The sequence below is a fragment of the uncultured Oribacterium sp. genome (assembly GCF_902481605.1).
GTDB lineage: Bacteria > Bacillota > Clostridia > Lachnospirales > Lachnospiraceae > Oribacterium > Oribacterium sinus.
Genome location: NZ_CABSXI010000004.1, coordinates 42,072 through 59,934 on the forward strand (window position 1 = coordinate 42,072; position 17,863 = coordinate 59,934).

At 45.1% G+C, this 17,863-nt stretch carries 16 protein-coding genes; all 16 read right to left on the reverse strand.

Going from position 1 to position 17,863, the window contains the following annotated elements; all coding sequences use genetic code 11:
* Positions 1-284: 284 nt before the first annotated feature.
* Positions 285-1,682 carry a dihydrolipoyl dehydrogenase gene (lpdA, locus tag RDQ32_RS01620; RefSeq protein WP_308578878.1) on the reverse strand — a complete coding sequence of 466 codons (1,398 nt, stop codon included), beginning with the start codon at positions 1,680-1,682 and terminating at the stop codon, positions 285-287.
* A 378-nt stretch (positions 1,683-2,060) separates the two neighbouring features.
* Entirely contained in the window at positions 2,061-3,488 is a 1,428-nt protein-coding gene (gene gcvPB / locus RDQ32_RS01625; protein ID WP_308578879.1) for an aminomethyl-transferring glycine dehydrogenase subunit GcvPB, read from the reverse strand.
* The gene (gene gcvPA, locus RDQ32_RS01630; protein WP_308578880.1) at positions 3,488-4,801 is read right to left on the reverse strand and encodes an aminomethyl-transferring glycine dehydrogenase subunit GcvPA; all 1,314 of its coding nucleotides are present in this window, start codon (positions 4,799-4,801) and stop codon (positions 3,488-3,490) included. The genes gcvPB and gcvPA overlap by 1 nt, the downstream gene beginning before the upstream one ends.
* Before the next feature lie 97 nt (positions 4,802-4,898).
* Positions 4,899-5,273, reverse strand: a complete 375-nt coding sequence (gene gcvH, locus RDQ32_RS01635) for a glycine cleavage system protein GcvH (protein WP_308578881.1) — start codon at positions 5,271-5,273, stop codon at positions 4,899-4,901.
* Positions 5,274-5,422: 149 nt separating this feature from the next.
* Positions 5,423-6,514: a glycine cleavage system aminomethyltransferase GcvT gene (gene gcvT / locus RDQ32_RS01640; protein WP_308578882.1), complete on the reverse strand. Its 1,092-nt coding sequence runs from the start codon at positions 6,512-6,514 to the stop codon at positions 5,423-5,425.
* Between the two features lie 201 nt (positions 6,515-6,715).
* A complete protein-coding gene (locus RDQ32_RS01645) occupies positions 6,716-7,699 on the reverse strand; it encodes a lipoate--protein ligase (protein WP_308578883.1) in 984 nt (327 codons plus the stop codon).
* Complete coding sequence (gene lipA / locus RDQ32_RS01650) at positions 7,686-8,597, reverse strand: lipoyl synthase (RefSeq protein WP_308578885.1); 912 nt, start codon at positions 8,595-8,597, stop codon at positions 7,686-7,688. The genes RDQ32_RS01645 and lipA overlap by 14 nt, the downstream gene beginning before the upstream one ends.
* Positions 8,598-8,706: 109 nt before the next feature.
* The gene (locus RDQ32_RS01655) at positions 8,707-8,949 is read right to left on the reverse strand and encodes a biotin/lipoyl-containing protein (RefSeq protein WP_007158101.1); all 243 of its coding nucleotides are present in this window, start codon (positions 8,947-8,949) and stop codon (positions 8,707-8,709) included.
* Between the two features lie 12 nt (positions 8,950-8,961).
* Complete coding sequence (locus RDQ32_RS01660; protein ID WP_308578886.1) at positions 8,962-9,960, reverse strand: lipoate--protein ligase; 999 nt, start codon at positions 9,958-9,960, stop codon at positions 8,962-8,964.
* A 216-nt stretch (positions 9,961-10,176) separates the two neighbouring features.
* The gene (locus RDQ32_RS01665) at positions 10,177-11,439 is read right to left on the reverse strand and encodes a CCA tRNA nucleotidyltransferase (RefSeq protein WP_308578887.1); all 1,263 of its coding nucleotides are present in this window, start codon (positions 11,437-11,439) and stop codon (positions 10,177-10,179) included.
* An 83-nt stretch (positions 11,440-11,522) separates the two neighbouring features.
* A complete protein-coding gene (gene proS / locus RDQ32_RS01670; protein WP_007158105.1) occupies positions 11,523-12,959 on the reverse strand; it encodes a proline--tRNA ligase in 1,437 nt (478 codons plus the stop codon).
* 120 nt (positions 12,960-13,079) lie between these two features.
* Positions 13,080-13,853, reverse strand: coding sequence for a hypothetical protein (locus RDQ32_RS01675; RefSeq protein WP_308578888.1), 774 nt, complete (start codon positions 13,851-13,853; stop codon positions 13,080-13,082).
* A gap of 90 nt (positions 13,854-13,943) precedes the next feature.
* The gene (locus tag RDQ32_RS01680; protein WP_183684350.1) at positions 13,944-14,399 is read right to left on the reverse strand and encodes a Panacea domain-containing protein; all 456 of its coding nucleotides are present in this window, start codon (positions 14,397-14,399) and stop codon (positions 13,944-13,946) included.
* Positions 14,400-14,547: 148 nt separating this feature from the next.
* Entirely contained in the window at positions 14,548-15,555 is a 1,008-nt protein-coding gene (locus RDQ32_RS01685) for a proline racemase (protein WP_183684349.1), read from the reverse strand.
* Positions 15,556-15,661: 106 nt separating this feature from the next.
* Positions 15,662-16,552: a sulfite exporter TauE/SafE family protein gene (locus tag RDQ32_RS01690; protein ID WP_040649595.1), complete on the reverse strand. Its 891-nt coding sequence runs from the start codon at positions 16,550-16,552 to the stop codon at positions 15,662-15,664.
* A gap of 232 nt (positions 16,553-16,784) precedes the next feature.
* The gene (aroC, locus tag RDQ32_RS01695) at positions 16,785-17,861 is read right to left on the reverse strand and encodes a chorismate synthase (RefSeq protein ID WP_308578890.1); all 1,077 of its coding nucleotides are present in this window, start codon (positions 17,859-17,861) and stop codon (positions 16,785-16,787) included.
* Between the last annotated feature and the right edge of the window lie 2 nt (positions 17,862-17,863).

Genomic DNA, 17,863 nt, shown 5'->3' on the forward strand with positions numbered 1-17,863 from the left:
AAGCGATGCCTAGGCGCAGACGATGACATCCTGTTCTGAATCATCTTTTGGGGAGCTCTTTTCGGTTTAAAAAAGAGAACTGCGAACAGTGCAATACTTAGGCTAGCTTTTCAGCAGGATTGCTTTGGACTACGGGGTAATCTGAGCCCACGGGTTCTTAGCTTTTGTCTTATAAAAGCTTAGAACCCCTGTGAGGCGAGGTTAGCGGGAGCGTGCCCCGATTCCAAAGCTGTCCTGCGAAAAGCAGCTAAAGGAATCCTACTCTTCACAGTTCTCTATTTAAACTATTTCTTCTTCGGCATGGAATGTACCGCTTCTCCGAATACATCCTCCAAAGCCTCTCCCACTCCTTCATTGTAGGTTGGGTGCGCTCTCATAGCCTTCAGCAGCTGCTCAACGGTAAAGCCGTTTGCCACAGCATTGCCGAACTCTCCAATCATATCGGTTGCTCTTGCACACATCATCTGTACGCCCACAACCGCATGGCTCTTGCTGTCGGACAGAATCTTGATAAATCCGCGCTCTTCCTTGGAAATCATGGATTTTCCGTTTCCGCTCATCATGAACTTACCCACATTGATTTCTAAGCCCTGCTCCTTGGCGATAGCTTCCGTAATTCCAACGGAGGCGATTTCCGGTGAGGTGTAAACGCAGCCGGGCACCACATTTAAATCAATGCTTCTCTTGTGCCCCGCCAGCTCCTCCAGGAGGCAAATGCCCTGTGCGGAAGCAAGGTGTGCCAGCTGTAAGCCCTTAATCAGGTCTCCGATGGCATAAACATTGTCCATGGAGGTCTTGAAGTGCTCGTCTACCACTACTCGGCCTCTCTCCATTTCCAGCTCAACCCCTTCTCCGAAGAGTCCCTGGGTATTGGGCACACGGCCTACTGCGCAAAGCACATACTGCGAAGTTACTTTTACCGGCTCATCCTTCTCGGTATAGAAGCAGGAAACGCCCTCTGCTTCCTTTTCCACCTTCTCTACCTTAACGGAGGTATGGATATCGATGCCTCTCTTCTTTAAAATCAACTTCAAATTCTGAGAAATATCCTTATCCATGTTGGCCAGAATACTGGGCAGAGCCTCCAGAATGGTAACCTTGGTTCCTAAGGAGGCGAAAATGGAGGCAAACTCCACACCGATTACTCCTCCGCCAATGATGCTTAAGCTCTTGGGTACTTCCTGCAACTGGAAGAGCTCATCACTGGTTAATACGCCTTCACTATCCAATCCCGGAATCGGCACTAATGCAGGCTTGGATCCAACAGCCAAAATCACATGCTTCGCCTGATAATTTCCTGCTCCTTCTCCACCGCTTACGGTAACGGAACCGTCCTTCTCTAACGTTCCCAGTCCCTTCAGGTAATCGATGCCGTTGGACTTAAAGAGCTGCTCTACTCCGCCTACCAGCTTATCGATAATGTCCTGCTTATATTCCAAAATCTTGCCGTAGTCATAGGAAATGTTCTCGGCAAAGATACCGTACTCCTTCGCATTTTGCATTTCTCTGTAAAGCTCAGTGGCATGAACCATGGCCTTTGTAGGAATACAGCCTCTGTTTAAACAGGTTCCTCCCACTCTATCCTTCTCAACCACAGCTGTCTTAAAGCCCAGCTTTGCAGACTTTAATGCCGCTACATATCCACCGGGACCGGCTCCTATGATAATCACATCATAACTCATAATTCTTACTCTCCTAATATTTGCTGTCTCACAAGGTTCTCAGAGCAATACCGGCTTAGCTTTCTTTCGCTATTTACCTTATTTTCTCTCTCCCTTAGCGCCCATTTATCTTCTTAGCAAGAAGAGCTGTTACATAAAGAATCCTTCAAAGAAGAACCGGAGCTTTGGCTTGTTCCAAGAAAGCTTTTTCTCTTCCAAACAAAGCTCTTACTCACCCTCTCCTTTATCTTTATATAACAGCTCTCTAATCATCGACTTTATTTTACTTTCTTTCGAAATAATGTATCGACTTTTTTGCCTTTATCTCCACTCATAGTGAAGCATCAGTTCTTTTTGCTTTTACTTCCACTCATAGTGAAGCATTAGTTATTTTTGCTTTTACTTCCACTCATAACGAAGTACCGGCTCTCTTGCTGCCTTTACTTCATCCAATCTTCCTACCGGAGTAGTTACAGGAGCATCATGAAGCGCCTGTGGATTGGTCTGAGCTTCCTCATAAAGCTTTCTGAAAACAGCTACAGCATCGTCCAAAGTTTCCTTGGACTCTGTCTCTGTAGGCTCAATCATCAAAGCTTCATGAACGATAAGCGGGAAGTACATTGTGGGCGGATGCATTCCGTTATCCAACAGAGCTTTGGCAACGTCCATTGCAGAAACCCCTGTCTTTTGCTTAAGATCCTCTAAGCTCATAACGAACTCATGCATACAAATCTGATTATAAGCCATGGTATAGAGATCCTTCAGCTTATTCATCATGTAGTTGGCATTCAGCACCGCATTCTTACTAGCCTGTGGAATTCCTTCTTTTCCTAAGGTCTTGATATAGGTTAATGCCCTAACCACTACCAGGAAGTTTCCGTAGAAGGCCTTCATGTCTCCGATAGACTTTGGAGCCTTCACAAACTTCTTTACTGCATCTCCGTCAACCAGATATCCGGGCATGAAATCAGCAAGAAGCTTCTTACATCCAACAACTCCACTTCCGGGGCCTCCGCCGCCGTGAGGAGTAGAGAATGTTTTATGAAGATTCAAGTGAATAACGTCAAATCCCATGTCTCCGGGACGAACAACGCCCATGATAGCGTTTAAGTTAGCACCGTCATAATAGTTTAATCCGCCGCAATCATGGATTAACTTGGTAATCTCTAAGATATTTTCATCGAAAATACCTACGGTATTGGGGTTGGTCAGCATCAAGCCGGCAACATCATCCCCTAAAACTGCCTTGAATTTCTCCATATCTACACAGCCGTGCTCATTGGAAGGAATGGTTACCACCTTGTAGCCTGCCATGGTAGCGGTTGCGGGATTGGTTCCGTGAGCCGCATCAGGAATAATAATCTTATTTCTCTTAAAATCCCCTCTGCTCTCATGGTAAGCCTTAATCAGCATGATTCCGGTAAACTCACCGTGAGCACCTGCTGCAGGCTGAACCGTTAAACGATCCATACCGGTTACTTCACAAAGAAGCGTTTCAATTTCCTGGATTACGGAAAGGCAACCCTGTACGGTATGCTCCGGCTGCAAGGGATGAACCTCTGCAAAACCGGGTAAAGATGCCATATCATCATTAATCTTCGGATTGTACTTCATGGTGCAGGAACCTAAAGGATAGAAGCCGTCATTTACACCTCTACACTTTTTAGCAAGCTCTGTGTAATGTCTGCTGATTTCTGTCTCTGACAGCTCCGGCAAATGTAATTCAGCCTTTCTTTGATCCTTTGCAGGAACATCTACCACTTCCACATCACAGGGAGGGAACAAACTGCAATGTCTGCCGGATTTGCTTTTCTCGAAAATAAGCATTACTTCACCTCCTTTAAGATTTCTACTACACGGTCCATGGAAGCCTTATCATTAACTTCCGTACAGCACCATAGAATTCTCTTATCATCCAGAGGATATCCGCCAAGGATACCTTCCTTCTCTAAAGCATCCAATGCCTTCTTAGAGGATAAGTCGGACTCTGTTACGAATTCATTGAAGAAATCCGCCTTATACTGTGGCTTAAAGCCGATCTTTTCTAATTCCTTGGCCAAATAATGAGCCTTGGAGGTAGAAAGACTTGCCGCTTCCTTTAAGCCTTCCTTACCGACTGCTGCAAGATAAACACCTACAGCTAAAGCACAAAGTGCCTGGTTGGAACATACGTTACTGGAAGCCTTTTCTCTACGGATATGCTGCTCTCTGGCCTGCAGAGTCAACACATAACCGGTTCTTCCCTGATGATCCTCTGTAGCTCCTACGATTCTTCCGGGAAGATTTCTCTTCATCGCATCAGTGGATGCCATGAATCCAAGGTAAGGTCCTCCAAAAGCAATGGGAAGTCCTAAAGGCTGTCCGTCACCAACTGCAACATCCGCTCCATACTCTCTGGGAGTCTTAAGAACACCAAGAGAAATGGGATTTACGCTCATAGCAAACTTTGCCCCTGCCTCATGGGCAATCTCTCCAATCTTCTCTGCATCCTCCAGATTGCCGTAGAAATTCGGATGCTGGATGAAAACTACTGCAGACTCTGCATCCGCCTTAGCCTTTAATACTTCTACATCGGTTAAACCGTCCTTCTCCGGAATAATCTCTACCTGCATACCGTTGCCATGGCAATAGGTCTTGATGGTTGAAATGGTGTCCGGATGCATCAGAGCGGAAATCAAAGCCTTGCTTCTCTTTCTCTCTCTGCACATTGCTACTGCCTCAGCCGCAGCCTCAGCACCGTCATAAACGGAGGCATTGGATACGTCCATGCCGGTCAAGTCGCAGATCATGGTCTGATATTCAAAAATAGATTGTAAAATACCTTGGCTGGTCTCTGCCTGATACGGGGTATATGCCGTCAAAAAATTCTCTTTACCAATCACGCTCTTTACGATAGAGGGAATAAAATGACGGTATGCTCCGGCACCTCTGAAGATCACCGGGAACACTACGTTTTTGTTCGCCAGGGCAGACATATCTCTACGTACTTCCAGCTCGGACAAACCGGCAGGAATAGAAAGCTCGCCTTTTAATTTTACTTCCTGTGGAATATCTCTAAACAGATCATCAAAGGAAGAAAATCCACTTTCCAGAAGCATCGCCTTCTGCTCCGCCTCTGTATTGGGAATGTATTTTCCCATAATCCACCACCTTTCTTTCGGTTAGGGTCTTCCTTAAGAAGATAGGGGAGACCTTCCCATTCTATCCCCTTAAGGAAGGATTCGCATTCTGTCTCTATTACAGAGTCTTTAAGAACTCCTCATATTCTTCTGCGGAAAGAAGCTCTTCCTTATCGGTAACATCCTTTACCTTTACGAACCAAGCCTCATAAGGAGAGCTGTTGATACTTTCAGGAGCATCCAAAACAGCCTCATTGATTGCACTAACCACACCGGTTAATGGAGATATTACGTCGGAAACAGCCTTTACGGACTCAACATCAGAGAAAGACTCTCCCTTTGTTACACTGTCGCCCTCTTCCGGAAGATTTACGAAAACCAAATCTCCTAATTCGCTCTGCGCATAGTCGCTAATTCCTACTACGTACTCTCCGCCTTCTTCCTTTACCCACTCGTGATCCTTGGAATAAAGTAATCCCTTCTGAACTGCCATCTTTTTTTCCTCCTTAAAATAAGTAGTGTTGATTAAACCGTTTTCTTTATAAAATAGATCTTCCCGGAAGAAAATCTGATTTTAAAAATTTGCCTTTCTTCGAGTATTGCTCCTAAAGCCTGCAATCTCTCTTGAAAAATGTTTTGCTTTTATTTCTCTCTCTTGTAGAAGGGAAGCGCTACCACTTCTACATCCACCTTACGTCCCCGAACGTCTACCTGAAGCTGAGTACCGACCTCTGCATACTTGGGATCGATTAATGCCATTCCTACCGGATAGTTTAAGAATGGGCAGTGGGTTCCGGAGGTGGTGTGACCAATCACCTGGTCTCCCGCCAAAACGTCCTGATGTTCGCGGATAACGCCTCTGCCGGTAACCTTCAGGCCGACTCTCTTAATCTTCGGCTCTCCCTTGGCTTCAATAGCAGCCTTTCCGATAAAATCAGGTTTGTCCATCTTTACCGCAAACTTTAATCCGGTCTCAAGGGGAGTGATTTCATCATCCATCTCATGACCGTAGAGAGGCATAGCCGCTTCCATACGAAGGGTATCTCTGGCACCAAGTCCGCAGGGAATCAGTCCCTCTTCTTTTCCTGCTGCCAAAAGCTTATCCCACATTTCCTCCGCCTTGCTGCTGTCCAGATACAGCTCTACACCGTCTTCTCCGGTATAACCGGTCTTGGAAACAATACAGGGAATACCGTCAACCGTAGCATTAAATACAGCGTGGTAATATTTCTGAGGAATATTTTCTTCGGAGGTCAGCTTTCTGATAATATCCATAGCCTTAGGGCCTTGAAGGGCAATCTGGGCATAATCATCGGATACATTGGTGAATTCCACATCCCCGAACTTATGCTGTACCATCCAGTTAAAGTCCTTCTCACGGTTGGCAGCATTTACAACGATAAAGTAGTCGTTGTCTCCTTTCTTGTAAACGATTAAATCGTCTACCACACCGCCGTTTTCATTACACATCAGGCTGTATCTTGCCTGTCCGTCCACCATGTTCTCAAAGTTATTGGTTAAGATCTTCTGAAGATTTGCCAATGCATCCTTTCCTTTGCAAAGTACTTCACCCATGTGGGACACGTCGAAAAGTCCGGCTTCGGTTCGAACAGCCATATGCTCCTTGATTACTCCACTCTGCTCATACTGAACAGGGAGAAGAAATCCGGCGAAAGGAACAATCTTTCCACCTGCCTTCACATGCGCTTCATACAACGGTGTCTTTAATTCCATAAACTGCCTCCTTTATTTTATGGTGATTTTATCATCATGCTTTTTCCCCATCGCCTGACCCCTAACATCAGAACATCCGGGCAAAAAGTAATTACTCTATCTTTTATTATAAAAAAATTTTTTTCTTTTTCAATGTATAAAAAAATAAAAATATATGGGTTTTCTCCGGTTCATCCGGCCTGTCTTTTCTCTCAAAACCCTTTAGGCCAGCATATCCGCAATCTCAGACACGGAAATTCGATAAAGCTTTCCCTCCAAGCCTCTTTCCCTAAGACCCTTTAAAAGGGAATCCCGGTCAAAAGCCAGTCCTACAAAGGCTTTACTGATTTCCTCAGGATCCAGGGTACTGAAAAAATCTCCGCTAATAGAAGCTTCCTGTATTTTGCCCTTCTGAATCTCCAAGGCAAAATGCATCTTTCCTCCCGGGAAGCGTCCAATCTTTTCCATGTTGAATTTCGGATTCTTTCCGTACAGACTGTCCCAGTTTTGAAAATGGGTCTTGGCCAGTTCCTTGACTCTAAGCAGTTCTTCCGAAGAAAGCTCCAGGCGATTGGCTTTATTCTCTTCTCCCAAAATGGCGGAAACCATCAGTTCCTTAAAGTCCTCCGGAGAAATCTTCTCCTGCAAATGGTCGGAAATGTTACAAACTCTTTCCCGTACCGATTGGATACTCTTGGAAATAATCTTGTACTCATCCACCGTGGTGGAATTCACCATCTTCTCGATGTCCGTGGAAAAAAGCAGGGATCCATGATGGACGATGCTTTCCCCCAGATGATACTGGGCATTGCCGGAAAACTTTCGTCCCTCAATACAGAGGTCATTTCTTCCGTTAAATTCTGCTTTCACGGAAAGCTTCGCCAAGGCATCAAGCACAGGGCTTAGGTATTTTTTAAACTCTATTCCCTCTTCCTTATAGCGGTCGATAAAGGTAAACTGCCAGCCTCCCAAATCCGTGTAAATGGTGCCTCCCCCGCTCATCCGCCGTACCAGATTCATCTTCTGCTCTCTGGCATAGGGGAGATTCACCTCCTCCGCCAGGTTTTGGTATTTGCCCAGCATCAGGGTAGGGGTGGTTCTCCAGAAAAGAAAAACCGTATCTTCCAACTTCTTTTCTTCGGCTAAGTAATATTCCAGGCCGAAGTTCTCATAAACGTCCGTGGACTCTAAATCAATATAAACCATGCACGTCCTCCAAAGCTTCCCAAGCTCTGTAGGAGCTTCTGGCTAAGGGTGCGGAGGCTACGTGGTGAAAGCCCTTTAACAGAGCATTCTTCTTATAGCGGGCAAAATCCTCCGGTGTGGCATATCTGGCCAAGGGGTAATGCTCCTTGGTGGGTTGCAGATATTGTCCGATGGTTAAGATATCACAGCCGGTTTCCAGCACATCATCCATCAATCTGTCAATCTGCTCTTCCGTCTCTCCAAGACCTACCATAAAACCGGTCTTTACCCGGATATCCGGAGAATGCTGCTTGCAGTAACGAAGCACTCCTAGGGATCTTTCATAAGCCGCCTGGGGACGAACCGCCTTCTGCAATTCCTTTACCGTCTCCACATTGTGGTTCAGAACCTCCGGCTTAGCCTCCAGAACAATGTCTAAAGACTCCGTCCTTCCCTTCATATCGGAAATCAGGGTTTCAATAGTGGTGCCGGGACAAAGCTCCCGAATCGCCCGGATGGTTTTCGCAAACTGTAAGGCTCCTCCGTCCTCCAAATCATCTCTGGTGGAGCAGGTCAAAACCACATGCTTCAGATGCAGTTGCTTAGCCGCCTTGGCCACATTCATAGGCTCTTCTTCGTCCACTGCCTCCGGTCTTCCGCAGGTCACATTGCAAAAACGGCAATTTCTGGTGCAAACGCTTCCCAAAATCATAAAGGTTGCCGTATGCTTCCGATAACACTCTCCCATATTGGGACAGTTGGCTTCCTTACAAACGGTATTCAAGCGAAGATCCTTCATCAGGGCCGCCACCTCTTCGGTAGCCTCTTGATTATAGCGAACCTTCAACCAGTCCGGCTTCTTCCCTAAAGAAGGAGGGGCAGCCTGTAAATCCTCCGCTTTCTCCAATGTCTTCTCCATATCTTGCTCCCTATCTAGCTCCATATCTTGCTTTACGCTGTCTCTTCAATCAAAGCGACCTTCTCCAGTCCTTATGCTGTCTCTTCAACAGAACAACATTCTCCAGTCCTTACGCTGTCTCTTCAATCAAAGCAACCTTCTCCAATACCCCTACCGTATCTCCTTCTTCACAGCACTGCTCTACCAGAGTGCCCTCGAAGCCGGATTCCACTTGGGTAACCACCTTGTCGGTTTCAATCTCGAAAATCGGTTCACCCTTCTTTACCGGATCTCCAACTTCCTTCAACCAGGCACAAACCACTGCCTCCTGCATCTCCGGTCTTAACTTCGGAATCACAATTTCTTTCTTCATCTTCTACTCCTTCTATAATGCAAGTCCTATTAAGACTTCTCTGACTTCCTTACTATCCTGTGGCTTAAGCCTTTCCGCCAAATCGGAAAACTTTTCTTCAAAAAGCTCTAAAGAAAATGGCTGTCCTTGGAAAAGTGCTCTGACTTCCTCTTCCGAAAAATAAGGGGATTGGATTGTAAAATCTTCAATGCTTCCCTTCCGAGCCTGATAACTGATTCGTATTTTTTCTCCTTGGAAAATGCCTTCCTTCTCAAAAGAGAAATGAGGGGTTTTTCCAAAGGTCCATTCCCAGGAATGGTATTTTTCCCGGCAAATCCTCTCTACCTCCGCCTTTTCCGCCTCCGTAAGCGCTAATGCTTCCGGCTTAGCTCCCATGGCCTCCCTTAATGCTTCCATAAAGCTTTCTATGGGAGGAAGTTCCGTAAAGGGATAGCCTTCCTTTCTCAATCCTTCCCAGGATTCACTGATATTACAAACCTTGCAAATCGCTGAGGGAGAAGCCTTCGACTGAATGTGAACACTTTTATTCTTGGTGGTAATCTCATCCAAAAGACTTAAGTCCGATGCATATAGCAGGGTACCATGGTGTAAAACCCGTTCTCCGGTGACCTTTTGGGCACTGCCGGAAATCTTCTTTCCTCCTATGGCGATATCGGAGCATCTGTTCTTCTCCGCCATAATCCCAAGCCCTCGTAAAGCCGTAATCACCGGAAGGAGAAAATCGTCATACTCTAAAATCTTGTTTCTTTTCTTCATGAGGCTGTAATTCACATTGCCCAAGTCATGATACACCGTACCTCCGCCGCTGCTTCTTCGAACAACCGGAATCCCTCTTTCCTTTAACCGACGCAAGCTTACTTCCTGGCTGATGTTTTGATAACAGCCTACGATAACTGCCGGAGTATTCCGCCAAAGAAGAAAAATATCCTGCTCCGTTCTATTCTGAAAAAGATATTCTTCCAAGGCCTGATTATAGAAGGGGTCCAAGGAGGGATTTATAATTCCAATCATAGGCTCAGCTCTTTCTATTCCGAAAATTCTTTCTATTTTTTCGGAAAAACAGTGAGATTTTTCCTCTACAATGTTCATTATAATCATTATTTATAAAATGTCGATATAATAACGCTAAAATTTATAAATAATAACAGTATTTAAGAGGAAAAATTGTCTATTTTGACTAGTTTTTCCTCTTAAATACTGTTGTATACTTTTATTTTTGTTTAATTATTAACAAATTCGGCTTTTTACAAAAGAAAGCAGAGCTTCTCTATCATTTTCCGAAGGATTCTGCATCACATAATCCAAAGCCTGATGCAAAAGTTCTCCCATAGCCGGCCCGGCTTTCACGCCTATAGAAAGTAAGTCCTTGCCCTTGATTGCCAAATCGGAAAGGGTATAGCAATCCCCCTCCTGCTGAATCTTTTGAAGCCATGAAAGGCGAAGCTTCACCTGCTCCGCCATAGCCTTCCCCGGGGTATTGGAAACATTTTCCAAAAGGAGCGCCTTGGTCTCATAAAAGTCCTGAACCAGTTCAAGTCCATACCGAGAAAGCCGTTTCCGAAGGGCATAGGGAGAATCCGCCTCTTCCAAAGAAAAGAGCTCCACAAAGGCGGAAGCCTGATCAATACATTCCCGATCCAGTTTCAGCTCTTCTAAAATTTCCTTGGCATATTCCGGCAGGTGCCTTAGCAGAAGGCCCAAGCGCAGATACTTCTTATCTTTGGCATTTCCTAAAAGAGAAGGAATTCCCCGCTTCTCGATTTCCGAAAAATGCTGTGTCACAAAGTCGGAAAGGCCGGTAGAAAATAGCAACTTCACCCGCTCCGGATGAGGGCTACATAAAAGCTTCACCAGCTCCACCGCAATCCGTTCCTTGGAAACCTTTCCGAGGTTTTCTCGAAGAGCCAGCATGGCCTGAAGGCAGTCCGCTTCTATCTGAAAATCCAGCTGGGCGGAAAAACGAATTCCCCGCATCATACGAAGGGCATCCTCCGTAAAACGTTCCTCTGCCCTTCCCACAGTGCGAATCCTTTTATTTTCCAGGTCTTCCTGTCCATGGTAACAGTCAATAATGCCCCGATCCATATGGTAGGCCATGGCATTGATGGTGAAATCCCTTCTGGCCAGATCCTCTTCCAGGCTTCCGGTAAAGGATACCGCCTTGGGATGACGCCCATCCTCGTAAATGCCGTCTACCCGGTAGGTGGTTACCTCAAAGGCTCTGTCTCCCTCTCCGGCTTCCTGGGGGCTAAGTAGAACCGTCACGGTGCCATGCTCGATTCCCGTATCAATGGTACGCAAAAAAAGGGATTTTACGACCTCCGGCCTAGCAGAAGTCGTAATATCCCAATCTTCAGGTTCTCGTCCCAAAAGGGCGTCCCGAACACATCCTCCGACAGCATAGGCTTCGTAGCCTGCCTGCTCAATCTGCCGAATAATGTGTTCTACTCCTTTGGGAACGGTGATTTGTATTGCTTTCGGATCTTTCATCCATTTTCCTTTTTTAACATGTTTCTTTTCGTAAAGCTTGTGCACAAGGAAATTTCCGTAAGACCTATTCCCTGCGCTGTTTCTTAGTAAGCTCTTCCCCAGTAAACCATCTTTGTAGCAGGCTTTCCGCATACTACGCAGGTATCGGCAATCTTTTCCTGTTTTGCAGGAATGCAACGGGAGGTAATACCGGAATACTCCTTAAGCTTCTCCTCGCACTCTCTGCAACCGCACCACATAGCACGAACAAATCCGGGCTTCTTATCCAGGGAAGCTACCAATTCATCCAAACTCTTGGCATCGGTGGTTCTTTCCTTCTGGAAAGTTAAAGCTCTATTATACATATCCTTCTGAATCTGCTCCAAAAGCTTCTTGCTTTCTTCCACAAGATTCTCAAAGGATACCACAATCTTCTCTCTGGTGTCTCTTCTTACCAGTACCACCTGTCCCGCTTCGATATCCTTCGGTCCGATTTCCAGACGAAGAGGAATTCCTCTTACTTCACTGTCCGCAAACTTAAATCCGGGAGTCTTGTCGGAATCATCCACCTTCACCCGAAGTCCTGCATCCATCAAGGTATTCATCAAATCAAAGGCCTTGTCCAGTACCCCTTCCTTATTCTGCTGGATAGGAATGATATTTACCTGTACAGGAGCAATACGAGGAGGAAGAACCAATCCGGAATCATCCCCGTGAACCATGATTAAAGCACCGATGGTTCTTGTGGTAATACCCCAGGAGGTCTGGTGTACCGGCTCAACGGTATTGTTCTTGCTTAAATACTGCACCTGGAATGCCTTGGCAAAACCGTCTCCGAAGTTGTGGGAGGTAGCACACTGTAAGGCCTGTCCGTCATGCATCAAAGCCTCTACCGTATAGGTAGCAATCGCACCGGCAAATTTCTCCTTATCGGTCTTACGACCCTTCACTACAGGAATCGCCAGTTCATTTTCCAAAACATCCGCATAGATGTCCAGCATTAAAAGGGTTCTCTCTTCCGCTTCCTCTGCTGTAGCGTGAACGGTATGTCCCTCCTGCCATAAGAACTCTCTGGTTCTTAAGAAAGGTCTGGTGGTCTTCTCCCAACGAACTACGGAGCACCACTGATTCAGAAGCTGAGGAAGATCACGATAGGACTTTACCACCTTGGAATAATAGTCACAGAAAAGTACCTCGGAGGTAGGACGAACACAAAGTCTTTCCTCCAGTCTCTTGGAACCGCCGGAGGTAACCCATGCTACTTCCGGGGCAAAGCCTTCCACATGCTCACTCTCTTTTTCTAATAAGGACTGGGGGATTAACAGCGGCATAGAACAGTTTTGTACACCTGTAGCTTTAAAACGGGAATCCAGAGCCGCCATAATATTCTCCCAAATAGCATAGCCTGCAGGTCGAATAACCATGAAGCCCTTTACAGAAGAATAATCTGTAAGTTCCGCTTTCTTTACTACGTCCGTATACCACTGCGCAAAGTCTTCCTCACGGGAAGTAATTTGCTCTACTAATTTCTTGTCTGCCATAACTGTTTCCCCCTTTTTGGATATTGTTAAAAAACTATCCTTTGATTTTACATGATGAATTTTGGATTTGCAATCTTTATTCCCTATAAAATATTTTGAATATAGGTATACTCTATAAAGTTAAATGTCTGAAAATTCATGCCATATTGCTTCCCTATTATTCTGTAACTCTGATATAAGTTGCACTAATCCATAGCAATAATTATCATATTCAGGCTTTATAAATTTTATTCCTTCATCACACTCCGAAAATTTAAAGTTAGACTTATAGTGACTTATTAATTTTTTAACCTCTATAGTATCCTTCTGTTCCGTTTTATCTGCTGCATAAAGATAAAGATATTTACACCCTATTTTTTTAGTTATATCTATAACAGTTGGAACAATAACTTCCCAAAAAATACCAAATCCTAAAGGGATTGTAACATCTTTCGGCAAATAATATTTTTCATTCTTACATAAATGTCTCAGCTCTATAGCTGATATGCAATTTTGAACATTGATTGTACTCTCTGATTGTCCAATTTCCTTAGACTCCTGTTTCCTCTCCAATCTCCGGCTTGCTATATTAAACAAGCGATCACATTCCTCTAAATCATACATACTTAAGCCAGCTTCATACATATTATCTAGAGATTTTTCATCTTTAGCTTTTTTCGCTTCAATCACAGTCTCAACAAATTCTTGTTTCTCTTCAGAAAGCCTTTCCTCTAAGTTATCACCAACGAGTAATCCACATTTTATGGAAAAAAACAAGGCAACTGTTCCGGATTCATCTTTTACAAGATATACTCTTGTTTCTCCTTCCAAATCATCCGCCCATGCCTTGTCCGCATCTCTTATATAATTTTCAAGTGTATTATTATTTTTTTTAGAAGTAAATTCACTAACCAAGCCTCTATTATTCGGATTACTTGTTAAAACTTCGTATGTGAACTTTTGATAAAAAGATCGTATTTCTTTAGCGTTAATGCTAATCCCTCCTTAAGCAATGGTTGTACTTCTATTCATTAGTTCTTTTGTTGCATCTACCTTCATAGCATCCAATAATAGCTTTACGTTACCATCTTCTCCCGACTCCAAACCTTGTCTTGCTTTTTTCCACGAAAACTCGCCATGAGACAAACTACTTAACTTCCAAGATGGTAACGATCCGTATCTTTCCAAAATAAACTGCAATAAATCTTTGGTTTCCTCTGAAACCTCATCAAACTTTTGAGAAAAAGCATCTTGTTTATATGCCGTTCTTACCTCTTTTAAAACCGGACCATATTTCCATCCATAGAATACGCCATCAAATAAAGCCCTATTATGGCGTATAAGGGATTCTCGTTGCGCAAAATACATTAGCTTATGCATCTTCATTTCATCCATTGCTTTTGCATTATTTTTATAGTACATGTCATATAAAGCCTTTGCTACACACATTGTATTTTCCATACACATCCCTCCTTTGCTTGATTGATATTCACGGAAGTATACTACCTTCCAGTTTTATTTACAAGAGTTAACAACAGAAGCTTATGAAATTAAGAAAAAGATTGCACCCGATTTATTAAAAATCGAGTGCAAGAAAAAGCCAAAAATATTACTTTAAGATAAATCCATACTTTACAGGATCTTCTTCATCAATCACAAAGTGGTTGAAGCCGGTAATCCATGCGGAACCGGTAATCTGAGGAATAACCGCATCGTAATCTCCCACCTTGGTGGTTCCTACGATTTCTCCCTCGAAGATGGTGCCCAGGATGGACTCATAGAAGAACTTATCTCCCTGCTTTAACTCACCCTTTGCGAAAAGAGTAGCCAGCTTTGCACTGGTTCCTGTTCCACAAGGAGAACGGTCTACCTGTCCCTGTCCGAATACTACGCAGTTCTTTAAGGTCGCGCCCTTGGTCTCTGTTGTAGACCACCATTCTACTAAGTCTACGGTATGGATATGGGAAAGCAATGGATGCTGTACAGGAATCTCCTTGTTGATGATGTCTCTTAGCTGGATTCCCAAAGCGTTCAGCTTATCTGCATTTTCCGGCTTAATCTCTACACCGATCTGGTCTACCTTCACGATAGCGAAGAAGGATCCGCCGAAGGAAATATCAAACTTAATCTTGCCGTAACCCGGAAGCTCTACCTCCTGATCTCTCTTGTATAAGAAAGCGGGAACGTTCTGGAAGCTTACCTTCTTAGCCTTGCCGTCCACAACAGTAACTTCACCGTGGATAATTCCTGCAGGAGCCTCTTGTACAATCTTGGTAATCGGCTCTGTTACAGGAACGATACCGGTCTCTACCGCAACGGTCATAGCACCGATGGTTCCATGTCCGCACATGTTCAGGTATCCGCCGCCATCCATAAAGATAATACCGTAATCGGCCTCATCCACTGTAGGCTGTGTCAAAATGGACCCGAACATATCGTTATGTCCTCTCGGCTCCAACATAATAGCTGTACGAAGATAATCCATATTGTCCTCAAGCCACTGCTTCTTCTCAGGCATAGTCTTTCCGGGGATTTTAGGGACTCCACCTACTACGATTCTGGTAGCCTCACCGGCTGTGTGGGAATCAACTGCGTGAATACTCTTGCTGAATTTCATGATGCTTACCTCCATGGTTTATTTTTATAAAGGAAAAGCCGCCCCATAAGACGACTTTTCCGATTCTGAACAAGTAATGGTTCGATTCTACGTCATCATGTGTTCTTTATGCCGCCTGCTTCTTTTCCTTGCTTAAGGAATAGAACATGGTTGCTGCAGTGTAGAACATAACGCAGATAACGATAATCTTTAAAATGTGAGAGGGTAATCCTAATGCTACTCTGGTTGCTACAAATACACCCAAAGAGCCGAAAATGGTTCCCCACAAAGCTACCTTTCTATTGTAGCTGCCTTCCTTTACGAAACGAACGGAAGCAACCGGCATCAGGTATGCGCAGGATCCCATCATGATGGGGAAGGCCACCTTCGGGTCCATGCCCAATACGCAAACCAGGGCAAGACAAGGTGCATATAAGCCAACTCCGGCAGTCATAACTGCGCCTAAGAAGAAGTTAATTACGATAGCAACAATAAGCTTTATTCCGCTGAGTCCGATGGCTGTTCCTTCTACGGGGATAACATTCGCCACCTGTAAAATGATAACGAAACCGATTACTACCATGGCAACACCCATAACCAGCTGAATCATCTGCTTGGAAAGTTTGGAAATAATTCCTGCGCCAATCCATGCACCGGCCATAGCCGCAACCAGCATCGTAACCAATGTGATAGGCTCTACTTCCACTCCCTGAATAAAGAGGAAGGCCTCCATAACTACAGGGATGGTACAAGCTACATTTAAGGTTCCGGGAATCAGCTTGTCATCCACCTGCTTTAAGCCCTTGTAAAGGGAAGCGCCCGGAGCGAAGGATCCGATACCGAATACGTCGAAGAAGTTAATTCCGAAACCGATAGCACTACTAACCACGCTATTGCTTTCCTTCTCCATGCTATCCTTATGCGCCAGTAAATCCTTTACAAATGCGACTAAAAAAATAAGCGCTAAAATGCCCAGTATTACGAGCAAGCCGATAGTAACCATTTGTTGAGCATTCATATCTTTCTCTCCCCCTTGCAAAATCTTTCACAAAAGAGACTCCTGCCGTTCTCATTCATTGTGAAATAATTCCCAATTGTTCTTTTCCTCATTTTAAGACGAAAATGCTACTTCGTCAATTCCTATTGAGAAGCGGTATAAGCAAAATTTTTTTAAAAACTTTTATAATTTTTATAAAAAATTTTATTCTTAACGAGTATCGCACGCGTAGTGTGCGATATCTCGTTTGTTCTTATCTTCGATAAGCCCGTTTCACATAGTCCAATCTGGCGCTGAGATTCTCCAGCATGGCATCCAGCACAGTTAAAGCCGTCATGGCTTCCACCACCACATTGGCCCGCTCCACCACCGTAGGATCGTGACGTCCCTTGATGGCGATGGTAATTTCCTCTCCCGCTTCATTTACCGTTTGCTGGGGCTTGGAAATGGAAGGGGTAGGCTTAAATCCGGCTCTGATGCGAATGGTGCTTCCGTCACTCATCCCCCCCAGAATACCGCCGCTATGGTTGCTGCCCTTTCGCAAGCTTCCCTCAAAGGAAGGGGAGTCGTTCTCTTCAAGAAAAAAAGCATCATTGTTCTCGGAGCCAAGGCTCTTAGATACTTCGATACCGTCTCCGATTTCCACCGACTTTACCGCACCGATGGACATCACGGCCTTCGCCAGGGAGGCATCCAGCTTGTCAAAAACCGGTTCTCCGATGCCGGCAGGAAGGTCTTCCACCAGACATTCCACCACTCCTCCGGCAGAATCCCCCTGTTCCCGTAGGGAGAGAATCTTCTGCTCCGCCAAAAGTTCCGCCTTCTGCCGGTCTTCTGTCAGGGAAATGCCGGCAAGCTCGATGACCTTGGCCCGGACGGAAACCCCCAGCTCTAATAGCATTTTCTTGGCAATCGCTCCCGCCGCCACTCTGGCAATGGTTTCCCTTCCGGAGGAACGGCCTCCCCCCCGATAATCCCGAAAACCGTATTTGGCAAAAAAGCCGTAATCCCCGTGGCCCGGGCGAAAGGCATGGGCAATTTCCCCGTAATCCTTGGAGCGCTGATCCTCGTTCCACACGACCATGGCAATGGGAGTACCGGTGGTTTTTCCCTCGAAAATTCCGGAAAGAATCTCCACCTTGTCCCCTTCCTTCCTCTGGGTCATCTTCAGATTCTTTCCCGGACGGCGCCGTTCCAGCATTTCCTGAATATCCTCCTCCGACAGGGAAAGCCCTGCAGGGCAGCCGTCTACAACCACCCCCAGGGCCTTACCGTGGGATTCGCCGAAGGTACTGATATGAAATATTTTTCCGTACTGACTTCCCGCCATTC

What these genes read in the sequence shown, in the direction of transcription:
- RDQ32_RS01660 (WP_308578886.1), bottom strand. Translation starts at nt 9,960, where the DNA reads ATGATTGGAATTATAAATCCCTCCTTGGACCCCTTCTATAATCAGGCC.
- aroC (WP_308578890.1), bottom strand. Translation starts at nt 17,861, where the DNA reads ATGGCGGGAAGTCAGTACGGAAAAATATTTCATATCAGTACCTTCGGC.
- RDQ32_RS01665 (WP_308578887.1), bottom strand. Translation starts at nt 11,439, where the DNA reads ATGAAAGATCCGAAAGCAATACAAATCACCGTTCCCAAAGGAGTAGAA.
- gcvH (WP_308578881.1), bottom strand. Translation starts at nt 5,273, where the DNA reads ATGGCAGTTCAGAAGGGATTACTTTATTCCAAGGATCACGAGTGGGTA.
- lipA (WP_308578885.1), bottom strand. Translation starts at nt 8,597, where the DNA reads ATGGAGAAGACATTGGAGAAAGCGGAGGATTTACAGGCTGCCCCTCCT.
- RDQ32_RS01655 (WP_007158101.1), bottom strand. Translation starts at nt 8,949, where the DNA reads ATGAAGAAAGAAATTGTGATTCCGAAGTTAAGACCGGAGATGCAGGAG.
- gcvT (WP_308578882.1), bottom strand. Translation starts at nt 6,514, where the DNA reads ATGGAATTAAAGACACCGTTGTATGAAGCGCATGTGAAGGCAGGTGGA.
- RDQ32_RS01680 (WP_183684350.1), bottom strand. Translation starts at nt 14,399, where the DNA reads ATGGAAAATACAATGTGTGTAGCAAAGGCTTTATATGACATGTACTAT.
- gcvPB (WP_308578879.1), bottom strand. Translation starts at nt 3,488, where the DNA reads ATGCTTATTTTCGAGAAAAGCAAATCCGGCAGACATTGCAGTTTGTTC.
- lpdA (WP_308578878.1), bottom strand. Translation starts at nt 1,682, where the DNA reads ATGAGTTATGATGTGATTATCATAGGAGCCGGTCCCGGTGGATATGTA.
- RDQ32_RS01645 (WP_308578883.1), bottom strand. Translation starts at nt 7,699, where the DNA reads ATGGTTTATATTGATTTAGAGTCCACGGACGTTTATGAGAACTTCGGC.
- RDQ32_RS01685 (WP_183684349.1), bottom strand. Translation starts at nt 15,555, where the DNA reads ATGAAATTCAGCAAGAGTATTCACGCAGTTGATTCCCACACAGCCGGT.
- RDQ32_RS01690 (WP_040649595.1), bottom strand. Translation starts at nt 16,552, where the DNA reads ATGAATGCTCAACAAATGGTTACTATCGGCTTGCTCGTAATACTGGGC.
- gcvPA (WP_308578880.1), bottom strand. Translation starts at nt 4,801, where the DNA reads ATGGGAAAATACATTCCCAATACAGAGGCGGAGCAGAAGGCGATGCTT.
- proS (WP_007158105.1), bottom strand. Translation starts at nt 12,959, where the DNA reads ATGGCAGACAAGAAATTAGTAGAGCAAATTACTTCCCGTGAGGAAGAC.